Below are 18,918 nucleotides of genomic sequence, written 5' to 3'. Positions count from 1 at the left end.
TTCCTTCAGGCGGCGGCTTGCAGGATGCGGCGGGCATCCTCGGGGGTGATGGACTGATGTTCGCCAAGCGCGGTCAGGCCATGCTGTGACAGGGCGGTGACGATCTGGTCGATGCCTTCATCGCCCACGCCGTAATCGGACAGCCGGGTGGCGATCCCCAGCCCTTCGAAAAAGCCGCGGGTGGCGGCGATGGCCGCGTCAATGCGCTGATCGTCGTCGCCCTGATGCAGGTTCCAGACATTGGCGGCATATTGCAGCAGCTTGTCACGTTTGGGACCGCGCTGGTCATCCATCAGCGCCGGCAGCACAACGGCCAGCGTGCGCGCATGGTCGGTATCGTTCAGCGCGGTGATTTCATGCCCGATCATGTGGCTGGACCAGTCCTGCGGCACACCCACGCCGATCAGCCCGTTCAGCGCCAGCGTCGCGGTCCACATCAGGTTGGCGCGCAGGTCGTAATTCTGCGGATCGGCCAGCACTTTGGGGCCAAGATCAATCAGCGTGCGCAGCAGGGTTTCGGCAAAGCCGTCCTGCACCATCGCCTGCGCCGGGAAGGTCAGATACTGTTCCATCACATGCACAAACGCATCGGCCACGCCATTGGCGATCTGGCGTTCGGGCAGGGTCATCGTCACCTGCGGGTCCAGCACCGAAAACCGCGGATAGCAATGCGGGCTGAGGAAGGACAGCTTGGCCCCCTTTTCAGGGTTGGTGATGACCGCGCCGGGGTTCATTTCCGACCCGGTGGCGGGGATGGTCAGCACGGTGCCAAAGGGCATGGCCGCTGTCACCACCTCGCCGCGCGAGGTCAGGATCTGCCACGGATCACCCTCGAACCGGGCGGCGGCGGCAATGAACTTGGTCGCGTCGATGACCGACCCGCCACCCACCGCCAGCAAAAAGCCGATGCCGCGTTCGCGGATGACATCGACCGCACGCAGGGCGGTGGCAAAGCGGGGGTTGGGTTCGATGCCGCCAAATTCCACCAGTTCGCGCCCGGCCAGCGCGTCGCGGACCTGCGCCAGAACGCCGGTGCGTTCGGCGCTGCCGCCGCCATACAGCACCATCACCGGCACATCGGCGGGCACATGCGCGGCCAGATCGGCAATGCGGCCCTTGCCGAACAGGATGCGGGTCGGGTTGCAATAATCAAAGTTCTGCATTTTACGCCTCGTCCGTGTCGATATGCAGGCGGATGTCGATATTGCCGCGCGTGGCGTTGGAATAGGGACAGACGGCGTGGGTGGCCTCGACCAGCTTTTGCGCCTGTGCCGGGTCCATGCCGGGCAGATGCGCGGTAATGTCCAGATCCAGCGCATAGCCGCCCCCGTCGCGCTGGCCGATGCCGACCTGAACGCTGCTGCGGGCCTGCGGGGCATCGACGCCCATCTGTTTGGCGACCAGCGACATGGCGCTGTCGAAACAGGCGGCGTAACCCAGCGCGAACAGCTGTTCGGGGTTGACGCCCTGCGCGCCGGTGCCCGGCGGCACCATCTGCACCGCGAAGCTGTCATCATCCAGCGCCGCGCGCCCCGACCGCCCACCCGTGGCAGTGGCCGATGTTTTATAGAAAATCTTCATCTTGCGTCCTTTCCGTGCCGGTCCCGGACATATCGCGAAACCGGAAGATCGCTGCGCCCGGCGGGCCGCGGCGCAACCGCCCCAACGGGGCCTGTGTCAGCGCAGATAGGCACGACTAGACCAGTCGTCTAGTGGCCTGCGGTAAAAAACTTTTTACCCCGGCGCCCCGTTATGCGCGGATTGTTGCAGGCCAGGGGTCTGGGACAAGCCGCGGCAAGGCTGTAACAAAACCCTGGGGGGTTACGTAAAGACGGGTGACAATGAACGAAACGGAACTGGAAACGCTGCTATGTGCGGGGCTTGACGGGGATGGTGCGGCCTATCGCCGCTTTCTGGCCGGGCTGGCGCCCTGCCTGCGGGCGATGGCGCTGGCCACCCTGCCCGCCGCACAGCGCGATATGGCCGAGGATGTGGTGCAAGAGGTCTTGTTGGTGGTGCATCTGAAACGCGCAAGCTGGGACCGGTCCCGGCCCCTGATGGCATGGCTGCGGGTGATCCTGCGCCACAAGGCCATTGACGCGCTGCGCCGCCTGCCCCGCGCGCCGCATCACCCGGTCGAGCCGTTGGCCGATTCGCTGCCCGCCGCCAGCCCCGACCCGCTGGCGCCACATTTGCTGGGACAGATGCTGGACAGGCTGACCCCACGCGACGCGGCCCTGATCCGCGCCCACGCGCTGGAGGATGCCGACCCGGCCGAGATGGCCCGGCGTTTCGACATCACCCCCGGCGCGCTGCGCGTGGCGCTGCACCGGGCCTTGGGACGACTGGCCGAGATAGCCCGAAAGGACACCCGATGAACACCGATCAGCTGATTGCCGCCCTTGCCGCCGATGACCGCCGCGACCCGCCCCGCCTGAAGGCGCGTCTGTCGGCGGGGGTGCTGGTGTCTGGCATGATGCTGATGCTGTTCTGGCATATCCGCCCCGATCTGGCACAGGCGGTGACGCGCCCGCTGGTGATGGCGAAATTCCTGCTGCCGCTGACACTGGCGGCGCTGGTCGCGGCGCTGTGGCCGCGCCCCGGCCATGCCCCGGCGCTGTGGCCTGCGGGGCTGGTGCTGTTGCCGGCGCTGGCGCTGTTTGCCGCCACCCTGCCCACGCAGGCGCCGTGGCCGGCGATTGCCGGGCATTCGCTGTGGGTCTGCCTGCTGTCGATCCCGCTGTTGTCGGTGCCCCCGGCGCTGGCGCTGTTTGCCGCCCTGCGCCGCAGCGTGGTCACCCGCCCCGACCGCGCCGGTCTGGCGGCGGGGCTGTTGGCGGGGGCGCTGGCGGCGCTGGTCTATGCGCTGCATTGCGACGAGGACGCGCCCGCCTTTTATACCGTCTGGTATGGGCTGGGGATCGCGATCTCGGGTCTGGCCGGTCGTCTGGCCGGGCCGCGCTGGCTGGGGGTGTGACCCCCAGGGCTGCGCGGAACACCCCCGCACCGCCCGTTTTACCGCCATACAGCGCCTTGTCACCCTGGGGGTCGGGCAGGACCGGACCTCAGAACAGGAAATCATCCGCTGACAGATCGGCAATGGCGACGCCCTGCACCAGCACGGTATTGCCCTGATGATCGTCGATCACCGTGCCCCGTGCGGTCTGGGTCAGGTGATGGGCGCGCAGATCGGCAAAGCCGGTAATGCTGCGCACCCCCGACAGGTCGATCACCTCGCCGGTTTGGCTGGTCTGGAAATCGCGGATAATGTCATCACCAAAGCGCCCGGCAAAGACGAATACATCCGCCCCGGCCTGTCCCAGAAACACGTCATCGCCGCCATCATCGCGGAATGTGTCATTGCCCGCGCCCCCGATCAGCGTGTCATTGCCCTGCGCGCCGTTCAGCACATTATCGCCGGCATTGCCCCAGATGGTATTGTCCAGACCGTTGCCGGTGCCGTTGATATTGACGCGACCCAGCAGGTTCAGCTCTTCTATGTGCTGGCTGTGGTGGCGCAGTTCCAGCGTAATGTCGCTGTTGACGCGGTCATGGCCCTCGTTGGCATATTCAATGACGCGGTCGCCGGTGGAGTTGACGAAATAGCTGTCATCGCCATGGCCGCCGACCATGCGGTCGCTGCCGCCATCATCGCGCAGAATGTCGTTGCCTGCGCCGCCATACAGCGTGTCATCGCCAAAGGCCCCGTTCAGGATGTTATCCCCGGCATTGCCCCAGATGCGGTTATCCTGACCGTTGCCGACACCTTTCAGATTGGCCGTCCCGGTCAGGTTCAGATCCTCAAGATGCTGGCCGTGGCGGCGCAGCTCGAACGAGACGCTGCTGGTCACGCGGTCATTGCCCTGACCGCGATACTCAACAATCCGGTCCCCGGCCGAGTCGATGAAATAATTGTCATTGCCCGCGCCGCCGACCATGACGTCGCTGCCGCCCATATCGCGCAGAATGTCGTTGCCCGCGCCGCCATGCAGGGTGTCATTGCCGCGCCCGCCATTCAGCACGTTATCACCGGCATTGCCGCGAATGACATTGTCCAGATCATTGCCGATCCCGCGCAGCGCACCCTTGCCGGTCAGGGTCAGGTCCTCGACATGGGCGCTGCGGCGCAGGTCAAAGGACAGGGCGCTGATGATGTGGTCATGGCCCTGTCCCGCCAGTTCGACCACCTTGTCGCCGCGCTGGTCCATGACATAGGTGTCATTACCCGCACCGCCGATCATGGTGTCATTACCGGCGCCGCCATCCAGCCGGTTATTGCCCGCATTGCCGCGCAACAGGTTATCGCCCGCATTGCCAGTGGCGCGGATATGGCCCTTGCCGGTCAGGGTCAGGTTTTCGATATTTTGGCTGTCGGACAGGTCAAAGGACAGATGCGACACAATGGTGTCGACGCCCTGCCCCGCGGCCTCGACCACGCGGTCGCCGGCATGGCGCAGGTGATAGGTGTCATTGCCGCGCCCGCCCTCCATCGTTACGGCGTGGTCGCGGCTGCCGGTCAGGCGGTCATTGCCATCACTGGCCACCAGCCGGGTGATGCGGGTATCGTCGGCCAGCCGATACAGATACTGCCCATCCGCAGTGGCGCTGTCGCCTGCCTGCGCGGTCAGCGACAGCGACCGGAAGGCGGTCATGGCGGCGGCATTGACGGTATTGTCGCCAAGGGCATCAGCCAGAACGCGGTGATTACCCAGATCGGTCAGGCCCTTGCCGGTAAGATGGGTCTTCAGCGCATCGTTGTTAAAGATGAACAGGTCGTCCTGACTGTCCGCCGCGCCATGAAAGGTCAGCGACAGGTCGCGCACGGTCAGGTCACGCGGAAAGCGGTCCAGCGCGAATTCGTCGATCTCGACCTCGACGGTCCAGCGGCCCTTGGCGCTTTCCCCGGCAAAGCGGCGGGTGGAAAAATCGGCTTCCATCTGTCCGCGCCAGTCATTCAGCGCATCATCGTCGGCGCTGATCTTTTTCCATTCCGCGTCTGACACGGGCCGGCGCAACATGTGGCGTTCGCCGTCGAAACGGACGCCATCGGTCAGCACCCAGCGCGTCCCCGAGGGCGAGACCAGCGTGATCTTCATCTCGCCCACATCGCCATAGCGGTCGGGAATGGACCCGGAATTATAGTGATACATCTCGACCAGCGCATCAAAGCCGATTTCAAGGCTTTCGATATCGACATCGCGGGTCACGTCGATGCCAATGCTGCGCGTGGTGACCACCTTGCCAATCGGCTGGCCCCATTCGTCGCCCCCCGGCGCGCCAAAGCGCAGGGTCTTGCCTTCGAAAGCGGTGGCATGGGCGGTCAGGTTGACCTCGTTGAGGCTGTCCTGGGTGCCTTTCCAGCTTTCGGCAAGGCGCACGGCGCTGTGCGCATCCAGCATCCCAAAGCCCAGATCCTGCGAAAACGCCAGGCCGCCGCCATTGTGATGGCTGCCACCATTGACCACCTGCCGTTCATAGGGCTGGATATCGCTGTCAGGGTTCAGATGCGGCGCGGTGCCCGGCGCCTGCCCCCAGACGGCGGCATGGGACAGGATGTTTTGCACATCGCGCCAGCCCAGATCCGGGTTGGCCTCAAGCATCAGCGCCACGACACCGGCGGTGATTGCGCCCTGCCCGCCATGACCAAAGGTGACATTGGTGCTGCCATTCGCCAGATCGGTGGTATCAACCCCCAGACCGTATTTGGCGATGGTCTCGAAATAGCCAGATTGCAGGCCCCCCGGCGCCACCGAGCCGCCTTTGCCCATCACGTCCAGCCCCAGCGTGGCCGGCACATCGGTGCTGATAATACCGATGGTCGGGTCATAGGGATAGGGCTTGGACGGGTCGTAACGCTCGGGGTCGACCTCGGCATAGGGGTGCAGATAGCCGCCGCCATCGGTCAGCGCGGAAACCAGCATCATCTCGTTCGATGGGCCGCCATAGCCGATGGCACCGGCCAGCGACAACGCGTTCACCGAAATCACATGCCGGTCGCCGCCCATCGCGGTGTGACTGGCATCGGTGTCCATCGTCTCGAACGTGTCGGGGTCGGCGTAATGCAGCCTGTCATCCTTGGCATTATCGGCCACCACGATGGTGCCGCGCCCGTCGCGCCCGGCGGCAAAGGCCGCATCGGGCAGCGCCTTGCCGCCATACATATCGCTGTCGGAAAACCCGATGATGATGTCAGGGTTCATCACCGAAACCGCCTTGGCATAATCCAGCCCGATGCCACCGATCTGCGCATCGGGCGCCACGCCCACCATGCCGCGCCCGTTATCGTCTGCGGCGGCCAGACCGGCCATCTGTGTCGACCACCCCAGCGCGGTGCCGCTGTTCAGACTGGCCGAGGCCGCCGCGACATTCGCCTTCAGGTCGTAATGGCTGGCGTCGATATACCCCGCCACCCCGATACTGACCCCGGCGCCGCGATAATCCTGCCAGACCGGCAAGGTGTTCAGCAGCGGCGAATCATCGGTCAGCTGATGATGACCCAGCTCGTATTCGCCGGAAAGCCATGTCTGGAAACGGAAAAGCGTGTCGGTCGGGGTGCGATAGGCCATGATGATGCGCTTTCTGCGTGTCGGACTGACCCACAGTCTGGGGCGGCATCATGACATTCATGCAAAGGCCCGGCCCCGGTCGGACGCGGCAGGACGAAGCGGCGGCATTCCGCCGCCGGCCCCGCCATGCCCGGCGCGCTTAGCCCCGTTTCGCCTGATCCTGCGCCTGATCCAGCGTCGGGTAATCGACATACCCCTCGGCGCCGCCGCCATAGACGGTGCCGTTCTGCAACGGGTTCAGGGGGGCGTCCTGTTCCAGCCGCGCCACCAGATCGGGGTTGGAAATGAAGGGCCGGCCAAAGGCGATCAGATCGGCGCGGTCTTGCTGTCGCACCGCCAGCGCCAGATCGCGGTCATAGCCGTTATTGGCGATATAGGTGCCCTTGAAAGCCTGACGCAGCAGGTTCAGGTCGAACCCGCCCGCGACCTCGCGCGGGCCGCCGGTCTCGCCCTCGACCACATGCAGATAGCCCAGATCAATGCCGTTCAGGGCCTCGACCAGCGCGCTAAAGACCGGCTGCGGGTTGGAATCGCTTAACCCGTTGGCATGGCTGACGGGCGAGATCCGCACACCGGTGCGCCCGTTATCGCAAATCGCCGCCACCGCGCGGATCACCTGTAATGGAAAGCGCAGGCGGTTTTCGATGCTGCCGCCGAACTGGTCCTGCCGCTGGTTCGCCCCGTCGCGCAGGAATTCATCCAGCAGATAGCCATTGGCGGCGTGGATCTCGACCCCGTCAAAACCGGCGGCCAGCGCATTGCGCGCGGCGCGTTCGTAATCGGCCACGATGCCGGGCAGTTCATCCGCCCGCAGCGCGCGCGGCAGCGTGGTGGGCTGTTTGCCATCGGCGGTAAAGGCAATTGCCTCGGCGCGGATGGCCGAGGGCGCAACCGGATCGCCGCCATCAGGTTGCAGATCCGGGTGCGAGATCCGCCCGACATGCCACAGCTGCGCGAAGATGCGCCCGCCCGCGTCATGAACCGCCTGCGTCACCGTGCGCCAGCTTTCGGTCTGTTGGTCGGTCCAGATGCCGGGCGTGTGGGCGTAACCCACGGCCTGCGGCGACACCGTCACCCCTTCGCTGACGATCAGCCCGGCCCCGGCGCGCTGGCGGTAATAATCGGCCATCATCGCATTGGCCACACCATTCACCGCCCGCGACCGGGTCAGCGGCGCCATGACAATGCGGTTGGTCAGCCGGTAGGGGCCAAGATCGACCGGGGAAAACAGGTCGGTATCGGGTGTGTCGGTCATCGGACAGTCCTTTCATCGGGCCATGGCACCGGGCCAGGGCGGTTTTGCAGCACCCGTCAGCGCGCGGGCGCGGGCAGCATCTGTTGGGTCATGGCCATGGCGGCGTGCAGCGGCGCGTCGTCATGGAACAGGCTGGCAACCAGACTGGCCCCCAGCCACTGGTGATAGATCGCCTGCGCCAGCGCCTGCACATCCGCGCCCCCCCCGACCGAGCCGTCGCCCACCCCTTCCCGCAACACCCGCGCCAGATGCGCAACGATGCGGGTCACGCCGTCCGACAGGATACGGCTCATGTCCGGGGACAGGTCCGCGACCTCGGCTGAAAGGCGGGTGACAAGGCAGTGATCCTGCGGGTCGGGGCTGATCTGGTGACGGTGCCAGTCGGCGAAATAGGCGATGATCCGCGACCGCCCGTCCAGCCCCGGATGGTCCAGCGTGCGCGCCAGCCGCTGGTCGTAATCGCGGATGAAACTGTCCAGCAGGGCGCAGCCGAATGCCTCTTTCGAGGCGAAATAGTGGTAAAACGACCCTTTGGGCACCCCCGCCGCCTTCAGCAATTCGCCAAGGCCGGTGCCGGTATAGCCCTGCTGCGCGGTCAGGCGCCGGCCCGTGGCCAGAATACGCTCGCGCGTGTCGGTGGGCCGGGTGTCCATGGGGCGCGGGTCGGTGGGCCGGCTTCCGGTCTTGTCGCCATCCGCAACCGGGCGGCCTGCCGCGGACTGGCCGCCGGTGGGCGTTTTCGGGGTCTGATCGGGGGGTGCGGTTTTGGTCATGGGGCTGATATAAGCGCATTAGACCGATCGTCTAGTCCCCATCGCGGATTTCTTTTCCCGGCGCTACGTGCCACTGCGCATCGCCTGCGCCCCTTCGTGTCAGCGGCACCTTACCGCCCGCCATCAGTGCCGGGGGCCAGCCCCAGCACGCGGCGGATCTGGTCCAGCGATTGGGCCACGCTGCCGCTGGTGTCGATGCTGTGCCAGTCGCGCGGCGGGCCGGTAAACCGCGCCAGTTGCGCCGCCAGCACCGCCGCCGTCGCATCCGAGGCGCTGCCGGCGCGGTCGCGTAAATGCCTGTGCAACACATCCGCCCCCGCCCCCAGCCAGACCCCGTCGAACCGCCGCGCGCCCGCAGCCTGTGCCAGCGCGGCGCGGTCGGCAGCACGGTCATTCACCGCCGCTGCGATCACCGGCGCCCCCGCCGCCGCCAGCACCCCCACCCGCGCCGCCAGATCGGCATAGACGCGGGCCGACACCTGCGGGCGATAGGCGCTGTCGGGCAGGTGCTGACCGGCAGGGGTGTCAAACATCGCCTTGCGCAGCCTGTCGCTTTCCAGCACCCGCGCGCCGGGCGGCGGGGCGACAGAGGGGGCCAGCGCCCCGGCCAGCGTGGTCTTGCCGCTGCCCGACAGCCCCCCCAGCGCAACCACCCGCCCCGGCCCCGCCCCCAGCAATGCCCGCGCCAGATCGAAATAGCGCCGCGCCTGTCTGGCCAGACCGGCAAAGGCGTCGCTGCCGCGCGCGCCCTCGGCCTGGGTGGCGGTGACATGGGCGCGCACCGCCGCGCGCAACGCCATGAAAAACGGCAGCAAGGCCCAACCGGCCTCGGCCTGCGGGGGGATGCGGGTGGCGTCAAGGTAACGGTTCGCAGCCAGATTGGCGTGGCGCGGCAGGCCGCTGTCCCACAGGTCCATCAGCAGAAAGGCCAGATCATACAGCGTGTCGGTGGTGGCCAGATCCTCGTTGAATTCCAGACAATCGAACAGCCGCACCTGACCTTGCCACATGCACAGATTGCGCAAATGCAGATCGCCGTGACAGCGGCGCACGAACCCGGCCGCCGCGCGGGCGTCCAGCGCCGGGGCGTGGCGGTCCAGTGCGGCGCGGAAGGTCGCATTCAGCGCCGCCACCCCCGCCGCGGGCAGCACGTCGCTGGTGGCGAAACCGGCCTCGTTGATGGTCAGCACCCCGGCCACGCGCGCGGCCCCCTGCGGGTCATCCACCGGCGCGGCGCTGGCATGAAAGCGCGCGATCCCGGCCGCAAGGTCGGGCATCAGCGACAGATCCAGCCGCCCCGCCTGCGCCATCTGCGACAACAGCGCATCATCGTCAAAGCGCGCCATCCCGACCACGCAATCGACCTGCGCGCCCGGCCCGTCCCATTCCAGCCCGCCCTGCGCAGCGCGGGTCAGCCGCCGCAGCCCCAGATACAGCCCCGGCGCCCCCGGCCCGTTCAGCGCCAGTTCACGCTGACAGGCGGCGCAGCGCAGATCCGGGGTGGAAAAATCGGCATAGGGCAGGCGCACCGCCTTTTTCAGCTTGAAGGCCCGGTCGCCGGTCAGAAACACCTCGGAAATATGGGTGCTGATGCGCTGGACCGGCGCCCCGCCGTGATTGGCGGGATCGGCCAGAAAGGCGATGGTGGCGGATTGATCCTGTATCTGCATCACGCGTCCCTTTCGGTCGCCGCCCGGTCGCGGCCCATCCTGTCACGCGGCGGCGGGCAGCGCCAGCCACGCCCCGTCAGTGCCACCACGGCCCGCAGGCCCGCAGCCCCTGCCAGGCCTGCCCGGCATCCGCCAGCGCGCTGTCGAACCGCGCCTGAAGGGACGGGTCCAGCGCCGCACCGGCCGCATGGACGGTGATGTCATTGAGGTCGCCCAAAGCCCCTTGCAGGGCCTCCAGCCGGGTGCCGAAACCGGTTGCCGTACCCGGCCACAGATCGGCAAAGAATTCCGACAGGTAACGCAGGGTCTTGATGTCCTTGCGGAACTCATGCCGGGTTTCGTCATCCAGCGCGGCCAGATCGGGACCATAGACCAGCACGGCGGTCCATGCCGCCGCAAGCGCCTGCGCCGCCAGCAGCCGCGCATCCGCCGCCGCCAGCCGCCGCGCCGCGTGGCCATCAGACAGCAGCCGCCCGTCATCCAGCCATGCCGCGATCAGCCCGGCAAAGCCCGCCGCATCGGCCCGGCGCAGGTCGTCACGCGCGCGATCGCGCAGTTTGCGGGCATGGGCGCGGCGGTGGTCGCGGTCGTGATCGCCGGCAAAGGCGGCCAGCGCCACATCCGCCTCGCGCAGGGGGCCAAGCAGGCGAAACAGCTTGCGCGCCCGGCGCGACAGCTTGTGCGCCGCCCCTGCATCCAGAATCGGTGCGAAGCCGCGCAGCGCGCTGCGCAGGCGCCGCAGTGCCACCCGTGCCCGGTGCGGATGTTCGGGGTCGTCACCGTGTTGCAGGCCGCGCAGGTGGTCGTCAAAGCCCTGCGCCTGACGGCGCGCGACCTGCGCAAACAGCGCCGCCGCCGTCGGTGATTCGCCCCGCTCTGCCGCTGGTTTTGCCGCATTTGCCGTCATCTTGCCCCCTTTTCCGGCCCATGCCCGGCCGGCTGTGCCCGGATGTCGGCGCAAGGTTTCCGCCGCGCCGCAGCGCGGTCAAGCCACCCGGCAGTGATCGGCGGCAAAGCGTGTCGCTGTCATGAAGCGGTCAAAAACCGCGCCTAGGGTCCGGCTGACGCAATCGCCCGCAAGGGCCGGACAGGGAACAGGGCATGTTTTCACTGCAAGGACAAAAGGCGCTGATCGTCGGGGTGGCGAATGAACATTCCATCGCCTGGGGCTGTGCGCAGGCGATGGCGGCGCAGGGGGCGGAACTGGCGATCACCTGGGCCAGCGACAAGGCCGAACCGCATGTCCGCCCGCTGGCCGAACAGATCGGCGCGACCATCACCGGCCCGCTGGATGTCACCGCCCCCGGCCAGACCGAGGCGATCTTTCAGCGCATTGCCCGCGACTGGGGCCGGCTGGATACGCTGGTCCATTCCATCGCCTTCGCGCCGCGCGACGACCTGCATGGCCGGGTGGTCGATTGCAGCGCCGATGGCTTTGCGCTGGCGATGGATATTTCGGTTCATTCCTTCCTGCGCATGATCCGGCTGGCCGAGCCGCTGATGGATCAGGGCGGCACCTGCCTGTCGGTATCGTTCTTTGGCGCCTCGCGCGTGGTGGCGCATTACAACATGATGGGTCCGGTCAAGGCGGCACTGGAAAGCGCCACCCGCTATGCCGCGGCGGAACTGGGGCCAAAGGGTATCCGCGTGCACGCGCTGTCCCCCGGCCCGATGCAGACCCGCGCCGCATCCGGCATCGACCATTTCGACGAGCTGCTGGACAACGCGTCCCGCCGCGCCCCCACCCACCAGCTGGCCAGCATTCAGAACGTGGGCGCGATGGCCGCCTTTCTGGCCGCGCCCGAGGCCCGCAACCTGACCGGCGGCATTCACGACATTGACGGCGGCTTTTCGATCACCGCCTGAAGGAGGCCAAGATGACCAGCATTTATGACCTGATGACCCCGCATCGCGGCACCAGCCAGCCCCGGCCCGCCCATCACCTGATCGCGGATGAGGTGATAGATCACAGCAGCGCATGGCTGGCCCGCGCCCGGTCCGAGGTCGATGCCAGCGCCGGTCTGGGCCAGATCCAGACCACCGCGGTGTCACGTCACAGCCAGCGGATGCTGGCCACCCATGCTGCGCGCGGCGATGCCAGTGCCCGTGACGCCACCGCCCTGCTGGCGGCGCTGCGCGACGGGCAGGATAACGGCACGCTGGCGGCGGATTGGGCGGCCTATCTGCGCGATGCCGCCGAACGCGCGGTGCTGTGCGCCGACATCCTGCGCCAGCGCGGCGATCAGTTTCTGGAACACGAGGCCGCCGGCTGTCCGCCGGTGCTGATCTATGATTACGAAAAGGTCATGGACGGGCGCGACATGCCCCACCCGTCGAATTACGAATTGCTGCGCATCCTGCCGCCGCCGGGGGTCAGCCTGGATGACACCCGCCGCCCCTATGTCATCATCGACCCGCGCGCCGGGCATGGGCCGGGGATCGGCGGGTTCAAACCCGACAGCCAGGTCGGGGTGGCCCTGCGCGCCGGGCATCCGGTCTATTTCGTCAGCTTCCGCCAGCGCCCCGAGCCGGGCCAGTATATCGCCTTTGTCACCCGCACCCAGGCCGCCTTTGTGCGCGCGGTGATGCGCCGCCACCCCGACGCGCCCCGCCCCATCGTCATCGGCAATTGTCAGGGCGGTTGGGCCACGCTGCTGCTGGCGGCGACCAACCCGGACCTGACCGGTCCCATCGTCGTCAACGGCGCCCCGGTCGCGCCGTGGTCGGGCAAGGTCGGGCAGGACCCGATGCGATACCTTGGCGGGCTGAATGGCGGGGCGTGGGTGCCGATGCTGCTGTCCGACCTTGGCGGCGGGCTGTTTGACGGCGCGCATCTGGTGCAGAATTTCGAACTGCTGAACCCGTCGCGCACGCTGTTTCGCAAATATACCGACCTGTTCCGCGATGCCGACACCGCCGCCGCCCGGTTTCTGGAATTCGAAAAATGGTGGGGCGGCTTCTTCCTGATGACAGAACCCGAGATCCGCTGGATCGTGGAGCAGATCTTTATCGGCAACCGTCTGGTCAAGAACGAGGCCCGGATCGAGCCGGGCCGCCCGGTCGACCTCAAGGCGATCCGCGCGCCGATCATCGTCTTTGCCAGCCATGGCGACAATATTACCCCGCCCCAGCAGGCGCTGAACTGGATCACCGAAACCTATACCGACGTGAACGAGATCCGCATCCGCGGCCAGCGCATCATTTACATGGTGCATCCGCAGGTCGGCCATCTGGGGATCTTCGTGTCCAGCCAGATCGCCAACAAGGAACATACCGAGGTCGCCTCGACCGTGAAAACCATCGAGGCGCTGGCACCGGGCCTGTATGAAATGATCATCGAGGATGTGCAGGAAACCGACGGCCGGACGCATTTCACCGTGGGGTTTGCCGAACGCAGCTTTGACGATATCCGCGCGCTGGATGACGGCATCGCGGATGAACAGCCCTTCGCCGCCGTTGCCCGCGTGTCCGAGGTCCAGTCCCAGATCTATGCCGCGACGCTGCGGCCACTGGTGCAGGCAGCCGTCACCGCCCCCATGGCCGAGGCCGGTCGCGCCCTGCACCCCCAGCGGCTGCGCCGGGCGCTGATGTCGTCGCGCAACCCGCTGGTGGCACCGCTGGACCAGATGGCGCAAAAGCTGCGCGCCGACCGCCACAAACCGGCCCCCGACAACCCGTTTCTGGCCGCCGAGGCGCTGTGGGTTCAGGCCACCGAACAGGCCATCGACCTGTGGCGTGACTGGCGCGATTTCACCCGCGAGGTGACGTTCTTTGCGCTGTGGTCCACCCCTTTCGCCCGCGCCTTTGGCCGCACGCATGAAACCCATCGCACGCTGAAAGACGCCAATGAACTGCGCGCCCTGCCCGAGGTCGCCCATGCGCTGCTGAAAATTGATCAGGGCGGTTTCGTGGAAGGCGTTATCCGCATGTTGGTGCTGCTGGCCGAAAGCCGGGGCGGGGTGCGGCGCGACCGGCTGGAACGGTCGGGCAAGGTGCTGAGCCTTGACAGCCCCTTTGCCGAACTTGGCCCCGAGGCCCGCGCGCTGATCATCCATGAACAGACCCTGATCGCCACCTACGAGACCAATCGCGGCATCGAGGCCCTGCCCCGGCTGCTGCCCCCCGATCAGCGCGAAAAGGCGGTGCAGGTGGTCCAGTTCATCGCCGGTTCCCCCGACGAGATGGAACCGCATACCCGCGCCATGCTGCACCGCTTCCGCAGCGTTCTGGACCTGCCCCCCGAGATCCGCCACATCGCCACCGACCCGTTGCAGGACACCCCCCCGGCCCCCGCCCCCGCCGACAAGGGCTGACACCGCCGGGGCCACCCCCGCCCGCACGGGTCGGCCTGCGGGCGGGGCATTCCTGTGGGCCATTCCTGAGGGGGGGGCCGCCACCGCGCCCCGTCGCAGCCGCGCGGCGTGGCGGGTCCGTCGCGGCCCCATTGCGCGGCAAGGGTGCCGGGCGGGGTTTGGGGCGGTTTTGGTGCATGTCAGGTCACGGGCCGGCCAATGGGGCTGGCGCTGGCCGGGGCATGACCGCGCGCGCCAGCAGCACCAAACGCCCCCGACGCAAGGCATCTGCCCTGCGAAAGCACAGCCCCCGACGCAAAGCCCAGACCTTCCCAAACCCCGCCACATACAAGGCCCCTGCGCGGCTGAAGGTCCGTTCCCATTCAACCACCCACGCCGGCAGCAAAACGGCGCGCCCGTCAGGTCACGGGCGCGCCGAGAATGTGCTTTGGGGTGCCCGGCGGGTCCGGTTCGTGGCGCGGCGGACGGGGCCGCCCGCACCTGACCGGCCGCGCGGGTCCGGTTACAGCGACAGCAGACTGCGGTCGATCTGGTCGATGGATTTCACCCCGGTCAGCGCCATGGCAACGCGCATTTCCTTGGCCAGCAGGTCCAGCATATTGGACACGCCGCGTTCCCCATTCGCCGCCAGCGCATAGACAAAGGCCCGACCCAGCATGGCCATATCGGCCCCCAGCGCCAGCATCCGCACCACGTCCAGCCCGGACCGGATGCCGCTGTCGACCAGAATCGACAGATCACCCTTGACCGCATCCGCGATCGGCGGCAGCGCGCGGACTGACGACAACACCCCGTCCAGCTGGCGCCCGCCATGGTTCGACACGATGATGCCATCGGCCCCGAACCGCACCGCGTCGCGGGCGTCCTCGACATCCAGAATGCCCTTGATGATCATCGGGCCTTTCCAGAAATCGCGAATCCATTCCAGATCCTGCCAGCTGATCGAGGGGTCGAAATTGGCCCCCAGCCAGCCGATATAATCCTCGAGCCTGGTGGGCTGGCCGCGATAGGCCGAAATATTGCCCAGATCATGCGGCTTGCCCATGATGCCCACATCCCATGCCCATTGCGGGTGGGTGGCGCCCTGCCAGATCTGGCGGAACTTGGCATTCGGGCCGGACATGCCGGAATGGGCGTCGCGGTAACGCGCGCCGGGCACCGGCATGTCGACGGTAAAGACCAGCGTGGTAATGCCCGCCGCCTGCGCGCGTTCCAGCACATTGCGCATGAAACCGCGATCCTTCAGCACATAAAGCTGAAACCAGATCGGGGCGGGCGATTGCGACTGGACCTCCTCGATGGGGCAGACGCTGACGGTCGACAGGGTGAAGGGCACGCCATGCGCGGCGGCGGCGCGGGCGGCCTGAACCTCGCCGCGGCGGGCATACATGCCGGTCAGGCCCACCGGCGACAGGCCCACGGGCATGGCCATCTTCTGGCCCAGAACCTGTGTCTCTAGGCTCAGGTCGGCCACGTTTTTCAGGATGCGCTGGCGCAGCGCGATGTCGGACAGATCGCTGACGTTGCGCCCCAGCGTGCGTTCGGCATAGGCGCCGCCGTCGATGTAATGGAACAGAAAAGGCGGCAGCTTGCGGCGGGCTGCCTCGCGGTAATCGGAAATGGACGAAATGATCATGGCTGAACCCCGGCTATGGTTTCATCTGACCCGCCGCGCGTGCGGCGCTGGCGCGGGCCTTGCGGGCCAGATCCGCGTCGATCTGGCGGATGGTGGTTTCGACAAAGCGCAGATGCGCGTCGGATGCGTCGCGGGCGCGATCTGCATCGCCCGCGGCAATCGCCTGATACAGCGCCTGATGCTGACGCGAGAGCGCCTCGAAGGTCTGCGGCACCAGATACAGCTTTTCCAGACTTTCCGAGATGCTGGATTGCAGCAACCCGAACAGGCTGGACATCACCTGATACAGCACCGCGTTATTCGAGGCCTCGGCAATGGCCAGATGGAAATCGGCATCCAGACGCGCCTCGTCCATCGGGCTGGCCCCGCCATGGCTGGCCTGCATCGCCTCCAGCCGGGTGCGGATACGGGCGCGCGCGGCATCATCGGCGCGCAGGGCGGCGTAATAGGCCGCCGCCCCTTCCAGCGCGTGACGGATTTCCATCACGTCATGGCCATACCCGGTCTGGGTGGTGACCAGCGCGGCCAAAGGCGCGCTGATTGTGGCCTGCACCCAGTTGTCGGGCTGGGGCTGCGCGACGACCAGACCGGTCTTGCGCACCTCGACCACGCCACGGGTGGCCAGACGGCCGATGGCCTCGCGCAGGCTTGTGCGCGAGGCCCCCAGCATGTCCGACAAGGCCCTTTCGGACGGCAGACGCGCCCCCGGTTTCAGCCCGCGCTTTTCGATCAGGGCAAGGATCTCGGCCTCGGCACGATCGCTGACACGCTGGCGGGAACGGGGGCGGCTGTCCTGGGTCATGGGATCATCCACGGGAAAACATAGGCTTGCAACGTCGTGATGACACCAACCAGTGCCGCCAGTGCAAGCGAATGTTTGACCGTAAAGCGGAACAGATCCGATTCACGCCCCACCAGACCAACCGCCGCACAGGCGATGGCAATGGATTGCGGCGAGATCATCTTGCCGGTCACGCCACCCGTGGTATTGACCGCCACCAACAGCACATCCGACACCCCGATCTGATGCGCGGTGGCCGCCTGAAGCGCCCCGAACAGCGCGTTGGACGAGGTGTCCGAACCGGTGACAAACACACCCAGCCAGCCAAGGAACGGCGAAAAGAAGGTAAAGGCCGACCCGGTATGCGCCAGCGCCAGCGCCAGCGTTGCCGACAGGCCGGAATAATTGGCCAGGAAGGCAAAGGCCAGAACCATGCCGATCGAATAGATCGGGATCAGCAATTCCTTCATGGTTTCGCCAAAGACGGCGACCGCTTTGGCCGGTTTCATCCGCAGCACCGCAATGCTGACCAGCGCCGCCAGCATGATCGCCGTGCCGGTGGCCGAAAACCAGTCGAATTTGTAAAGCGCCGCGAAAGGCGTCGGTTCGGTCACGATGGGCGGGGTCTTTTGCACCACGTTATCCAGATAGGGAACGTGGAATTTCATCACCCAGCTTTCCAGCGGCCCACCGGCGGCGAACAGCTTTTTGAAGGGGGCGATGCTCCACCCGGCGACGAACAGGGTCAGGATGACAAAGGGCGACCATGCCTTGACGATCTGGCCGGTGGTGTATTGCACCGGGGCCTCGACTGCGGCGACCGGGGCGGCGCCATCGGCGGCCACATCGTCATGGTCGAAACGGAAGATGCGCTTGGGCTGCCAAAAGCGCAGGAACAGCGGCAGCGCGATCAGGGCCGCGATGGCGGCGGTGATGTCGGGCAGTTCCGGGCCGATATGGTTGGCGGTGAAATACTGGACCACGGCAAAGACGCCGCCGGTAACGATAATCGCGGGCCAGGTTTCGCGCACGCCGCGCCAGCCATCCATGATCATCACCAGCCAGAACGGCACCAGCACCGACAACAGCGGCAGCTGACGACCGGCCATCTGACCGATATGGAACGGGTCAAGATTGGTCACCTGACCGGCGACGATGATCGGAATCCCCATCGCGCCAAAGGCGACCGGGGCGGTATTGGCGATCAGGCACAGCCCGGCGGCGTAAAGCGGGCGAAAGCCCAGACCGACCAGCAGCGCCGCGGTAATGGCCACCGGCGCGCCAAAGCCCGCCGCGCCTTCCAGAAACGCACCAAAGGCGAAACCGACCAGCAACAATTGCAGGCGCTGGTCCTCGGTAATGCCCAGAATCGAGCGGCGGATGACCTCGAACTGGCCCGTCGCGACCGAGATTTTATACAGAAACACCGCCGCGATGATGATCCATGCGATCGGCCACAGGCCATAGAAAAAGCCATAAATCCCGGCAGCGGCAGCGGTGGCCACCGGCATCTGATAGACGCCGACCGCAATCGCCAGCGTCAGCAGCACGGTCACCGTTGCCGCCTGATAGCCCTTCAGCCGCAGCTTGGTCAGCGCCAGAAAGAAAAAGATGATCGGCACAGCGGCGATCAGGCTCGACAGCCACAGATTCCCGACCGGGACATAGTTTTGCGCCCATACCATAAGGCTTGGTCCTCCCTTTATTGTGGTCTGACCAATAAAACGGTCAGAAAGCCTTTCGTTTGCGCAAATCAGTAATCAAGTCAACAATCCTGCGGTATATTGGCGCATTTTATGGTCTGACCACTGGTCTGGATCGCGCGGTGCACACCACTTTCAGGGCCGGGTCGCGCGGCCTCGGCCCGCACCTGCCACACGATGCGAAGCCCGGCAAAACCTTTGATGTTAGCGCCAGATGAAAA

Annotated in this window: 14 protein-coding genes; 4 read left to right on the top strand and 10 right to left on the bottom strand. The window is 66.5% G+C overall.

The genetic code is table 11. The features are described 5' to 3' along the window. Positions 1-5: 5 nt before the first annotated feature. A complete protein-coding gene (locus ACFXP9_RS02245; RefSeq protein WP_397205656.1) occupies positions 6-1,163 on the bottom strand; it encodes an iron-containing alcohol dehydrogenase in 1,158 nt (385 codons plus the stop codon). A gap of 1 nt (position 1,164) precedes the next feature. After that, positions 1,165-1,581 (bottom strand): organic hydroperoxide resistance protein, encoded by a 417-nt coding sequence (locus tag ACFXP9_RS02240; RefSeq protein WP_397205658.1) that lies wholly within the window; start codon positions 1,579-1,581, stop codon positions 1,165-1,167. 260 nt (positions 1,582-1,841) lie between these two features. On the opposite strand from ACFXP9_RS02240, the gene ACFXP9_RS02235 reads away from it, so the two are divergent. Together ACFXP9_RS02235 and ACFXP9_RS02230 are read left to right on the top strand one after the other, a co-directional pair. Continuing rightward, entirely contained in the window at positions 1,842-2,378 is a 537-nt protein-coding gene (locus tag ACFXP9_RS02235; protein ID WP_397205660.1) for a sigma-70 family RNA polymerase sigma factor, read from the top strand. Further along, on the top strand, positions 2,375-2,977 hold the full coding sequence (locus ACFXP9_RS02230) for an NrsF family protein (RefSeq protein WP_397205661.1): 603 nt from the start codon (positions 2,375-2,377) through the stop codon (positions 2,975-2,977). Before ACFXP9_RS02235 ends, ACFXP9_RS02230 begins: the two co-directional genes overlap by 4 nt. Positions 2,978-3,065: 88 nt before the next feature. On the opposite strand, the gene ACFXP9_RS02225 is transcribed toward ACFXP9_RS02230, so the two are convergent. From ACFXP9_RS02225 to ACFXP9_RS02205, 5 genes are all read right to left on the bottom strand, one after another. Then, positions 3,066-6,566 (bottom strand): proprotein convertase P-domain-containing protein, encoded by a 3,501-nt coding sequence (locus ACFXP9_RS02225; protein WP_397205663.1) that lies wholly within the window; start codon positions 6,564-6,566, stop codon positions 3,066-3,068. A gap of 139 nt (positions 6,567-6,705) precedes the next feature. Next, complete coding sequence (locus tag ACFXP9_RS02220; RefSeq protein WP_397205665.1) at positions 6,706-7,821, bottom strand: alkene reductase; 1,116 nt, start codon at positions 7,819-7,821, stop codon at positions 6,706-6,708. A gap of 56 nt (positions 7,822-7,877) precedes the next feature. After that, complete coding sequence (locus tag ACFXP9_RS02215; RefSeq protein ID WP_397205667.1) at positions 7,878-8,594, bottom strand: TetR/AcrR family transcriptional regulator; 717 nt, start codon at positions 8,592-8,594, stop codon at positions 7,878-7,880. A gap of 110 nt (positions 8,595-8,704) precedes the next feature. Next, complete coding sequence (locus tag ACFXP9_RS02210) at positions 8,705-10,264, bottom strand: bifunctional aminoglycoside phosphotransferase/ATP-binding protein (RefSeq protein WP_397205669.1); 1,560 nt, start codon at positions 10,262-10,264, stop codon at positions 8,705-8,707. Positions 10,265-10,340: 76 nt separating this feature from the next. Next, the gene (locus ACFXP9_RS02205) at positions 10,341-11,171 is read right to left on the bottom strand and encodes a CHAD domain-containing protein (RefSeq protein WP_397205671.1); all 831 of its coding nucleotides are present in this window, start codon (positions 11,169-11,171) and stop codon (positions 10,341-10,343) included. A 194-nt stretch (positions 11,172-11,365) separates the two neighbouring features. Between ACFXP9_RS02205 and fabI the strand changes: the two genes are divergently transcribed. Then, entirely contained in the window at positions 11,366-12,130 is a 765-nt protein-coding gene (fabI, locus tag ACFXP9_RS02200; protein WP_397209949.1) for an enoyl-ACP reductase FabI, read from the top strand. An 11-nt stretch (positions 12,131-12,141) separates the two neighbouring features. Further along, on the top strand, positions 12,142-14,577 hold the full coding sequence (locus tag ACFXP9_RS02195; protein ID WP_397205675.1) for a DUF3141 domain-containing protein: 2,436 nt from the start codon (positions 12,142-12,144) through the stop codon (positions 14,575-14,577). 502 nt (positions 14,578-15,079) lie between these two features. Here the strand turns inward: ACFXP9_RS02195 and lldD are convergent. From lldD to lldP, 3 genes are read right to left on the bottom strand one after another with little or no spacing between them, the layout of a single operon-like run. Continuing rightward, positions 15,080-16,213, bottom strand: a complete 1,134-nt coding sequence (gene lldD, locus ACFXP9_RS02190; RefSeq protein WP_397205677.1) for an FMN-dependent L-lactate dehydrogenase LldD — start codon at positions 16,211-16,213, stop codon at positions 15,080-15,082. A 13-nt stretch (positions 16,214-16,226) separates the two neighbouring features. Further along, positions 16,227-17,015 (bottom strand): FCD domain-containing protein, encoded by a 789-nt coding sequence (locus tag ACFXP9_RS02185; protein WP_397205679.1) that lies wholly within the window; start codon positions 17,013-17,015, stop codon positions 16,227-16,229. Further along, complete coding sequence (gene lldP, locus ACFXP9_RS02180; protein ID WP_397205681.1) at positions 17,012-18,679, bottom strand: L-lactate permease; 1,668 nt, start codon at positions 18,677-18,679, stop codon at positions 17,012-17,014. The genes ACFXP9_RS02185 and lldP overlap by 4 nt, the downstream gene beginning before the upstream one ends. Between the last annotated feature and the right edge of the window lie 239 nt (positions 18,680-18,918).

The sequence above is a fragment of the Paracoccus jiaweipingae genome, from assembly GCF_044335505.1.
Taxonomy (GTDB): Bacteria; Pseudomonadota; Alphaproteobacteria; order Rhodobacterales; family Rhodobacteraceae; genus Paracoccus.
Note: the sequence above shows the minus strand (reverse complement) of the source record. Positions and strands in the feature narration are given on the sequence as shown.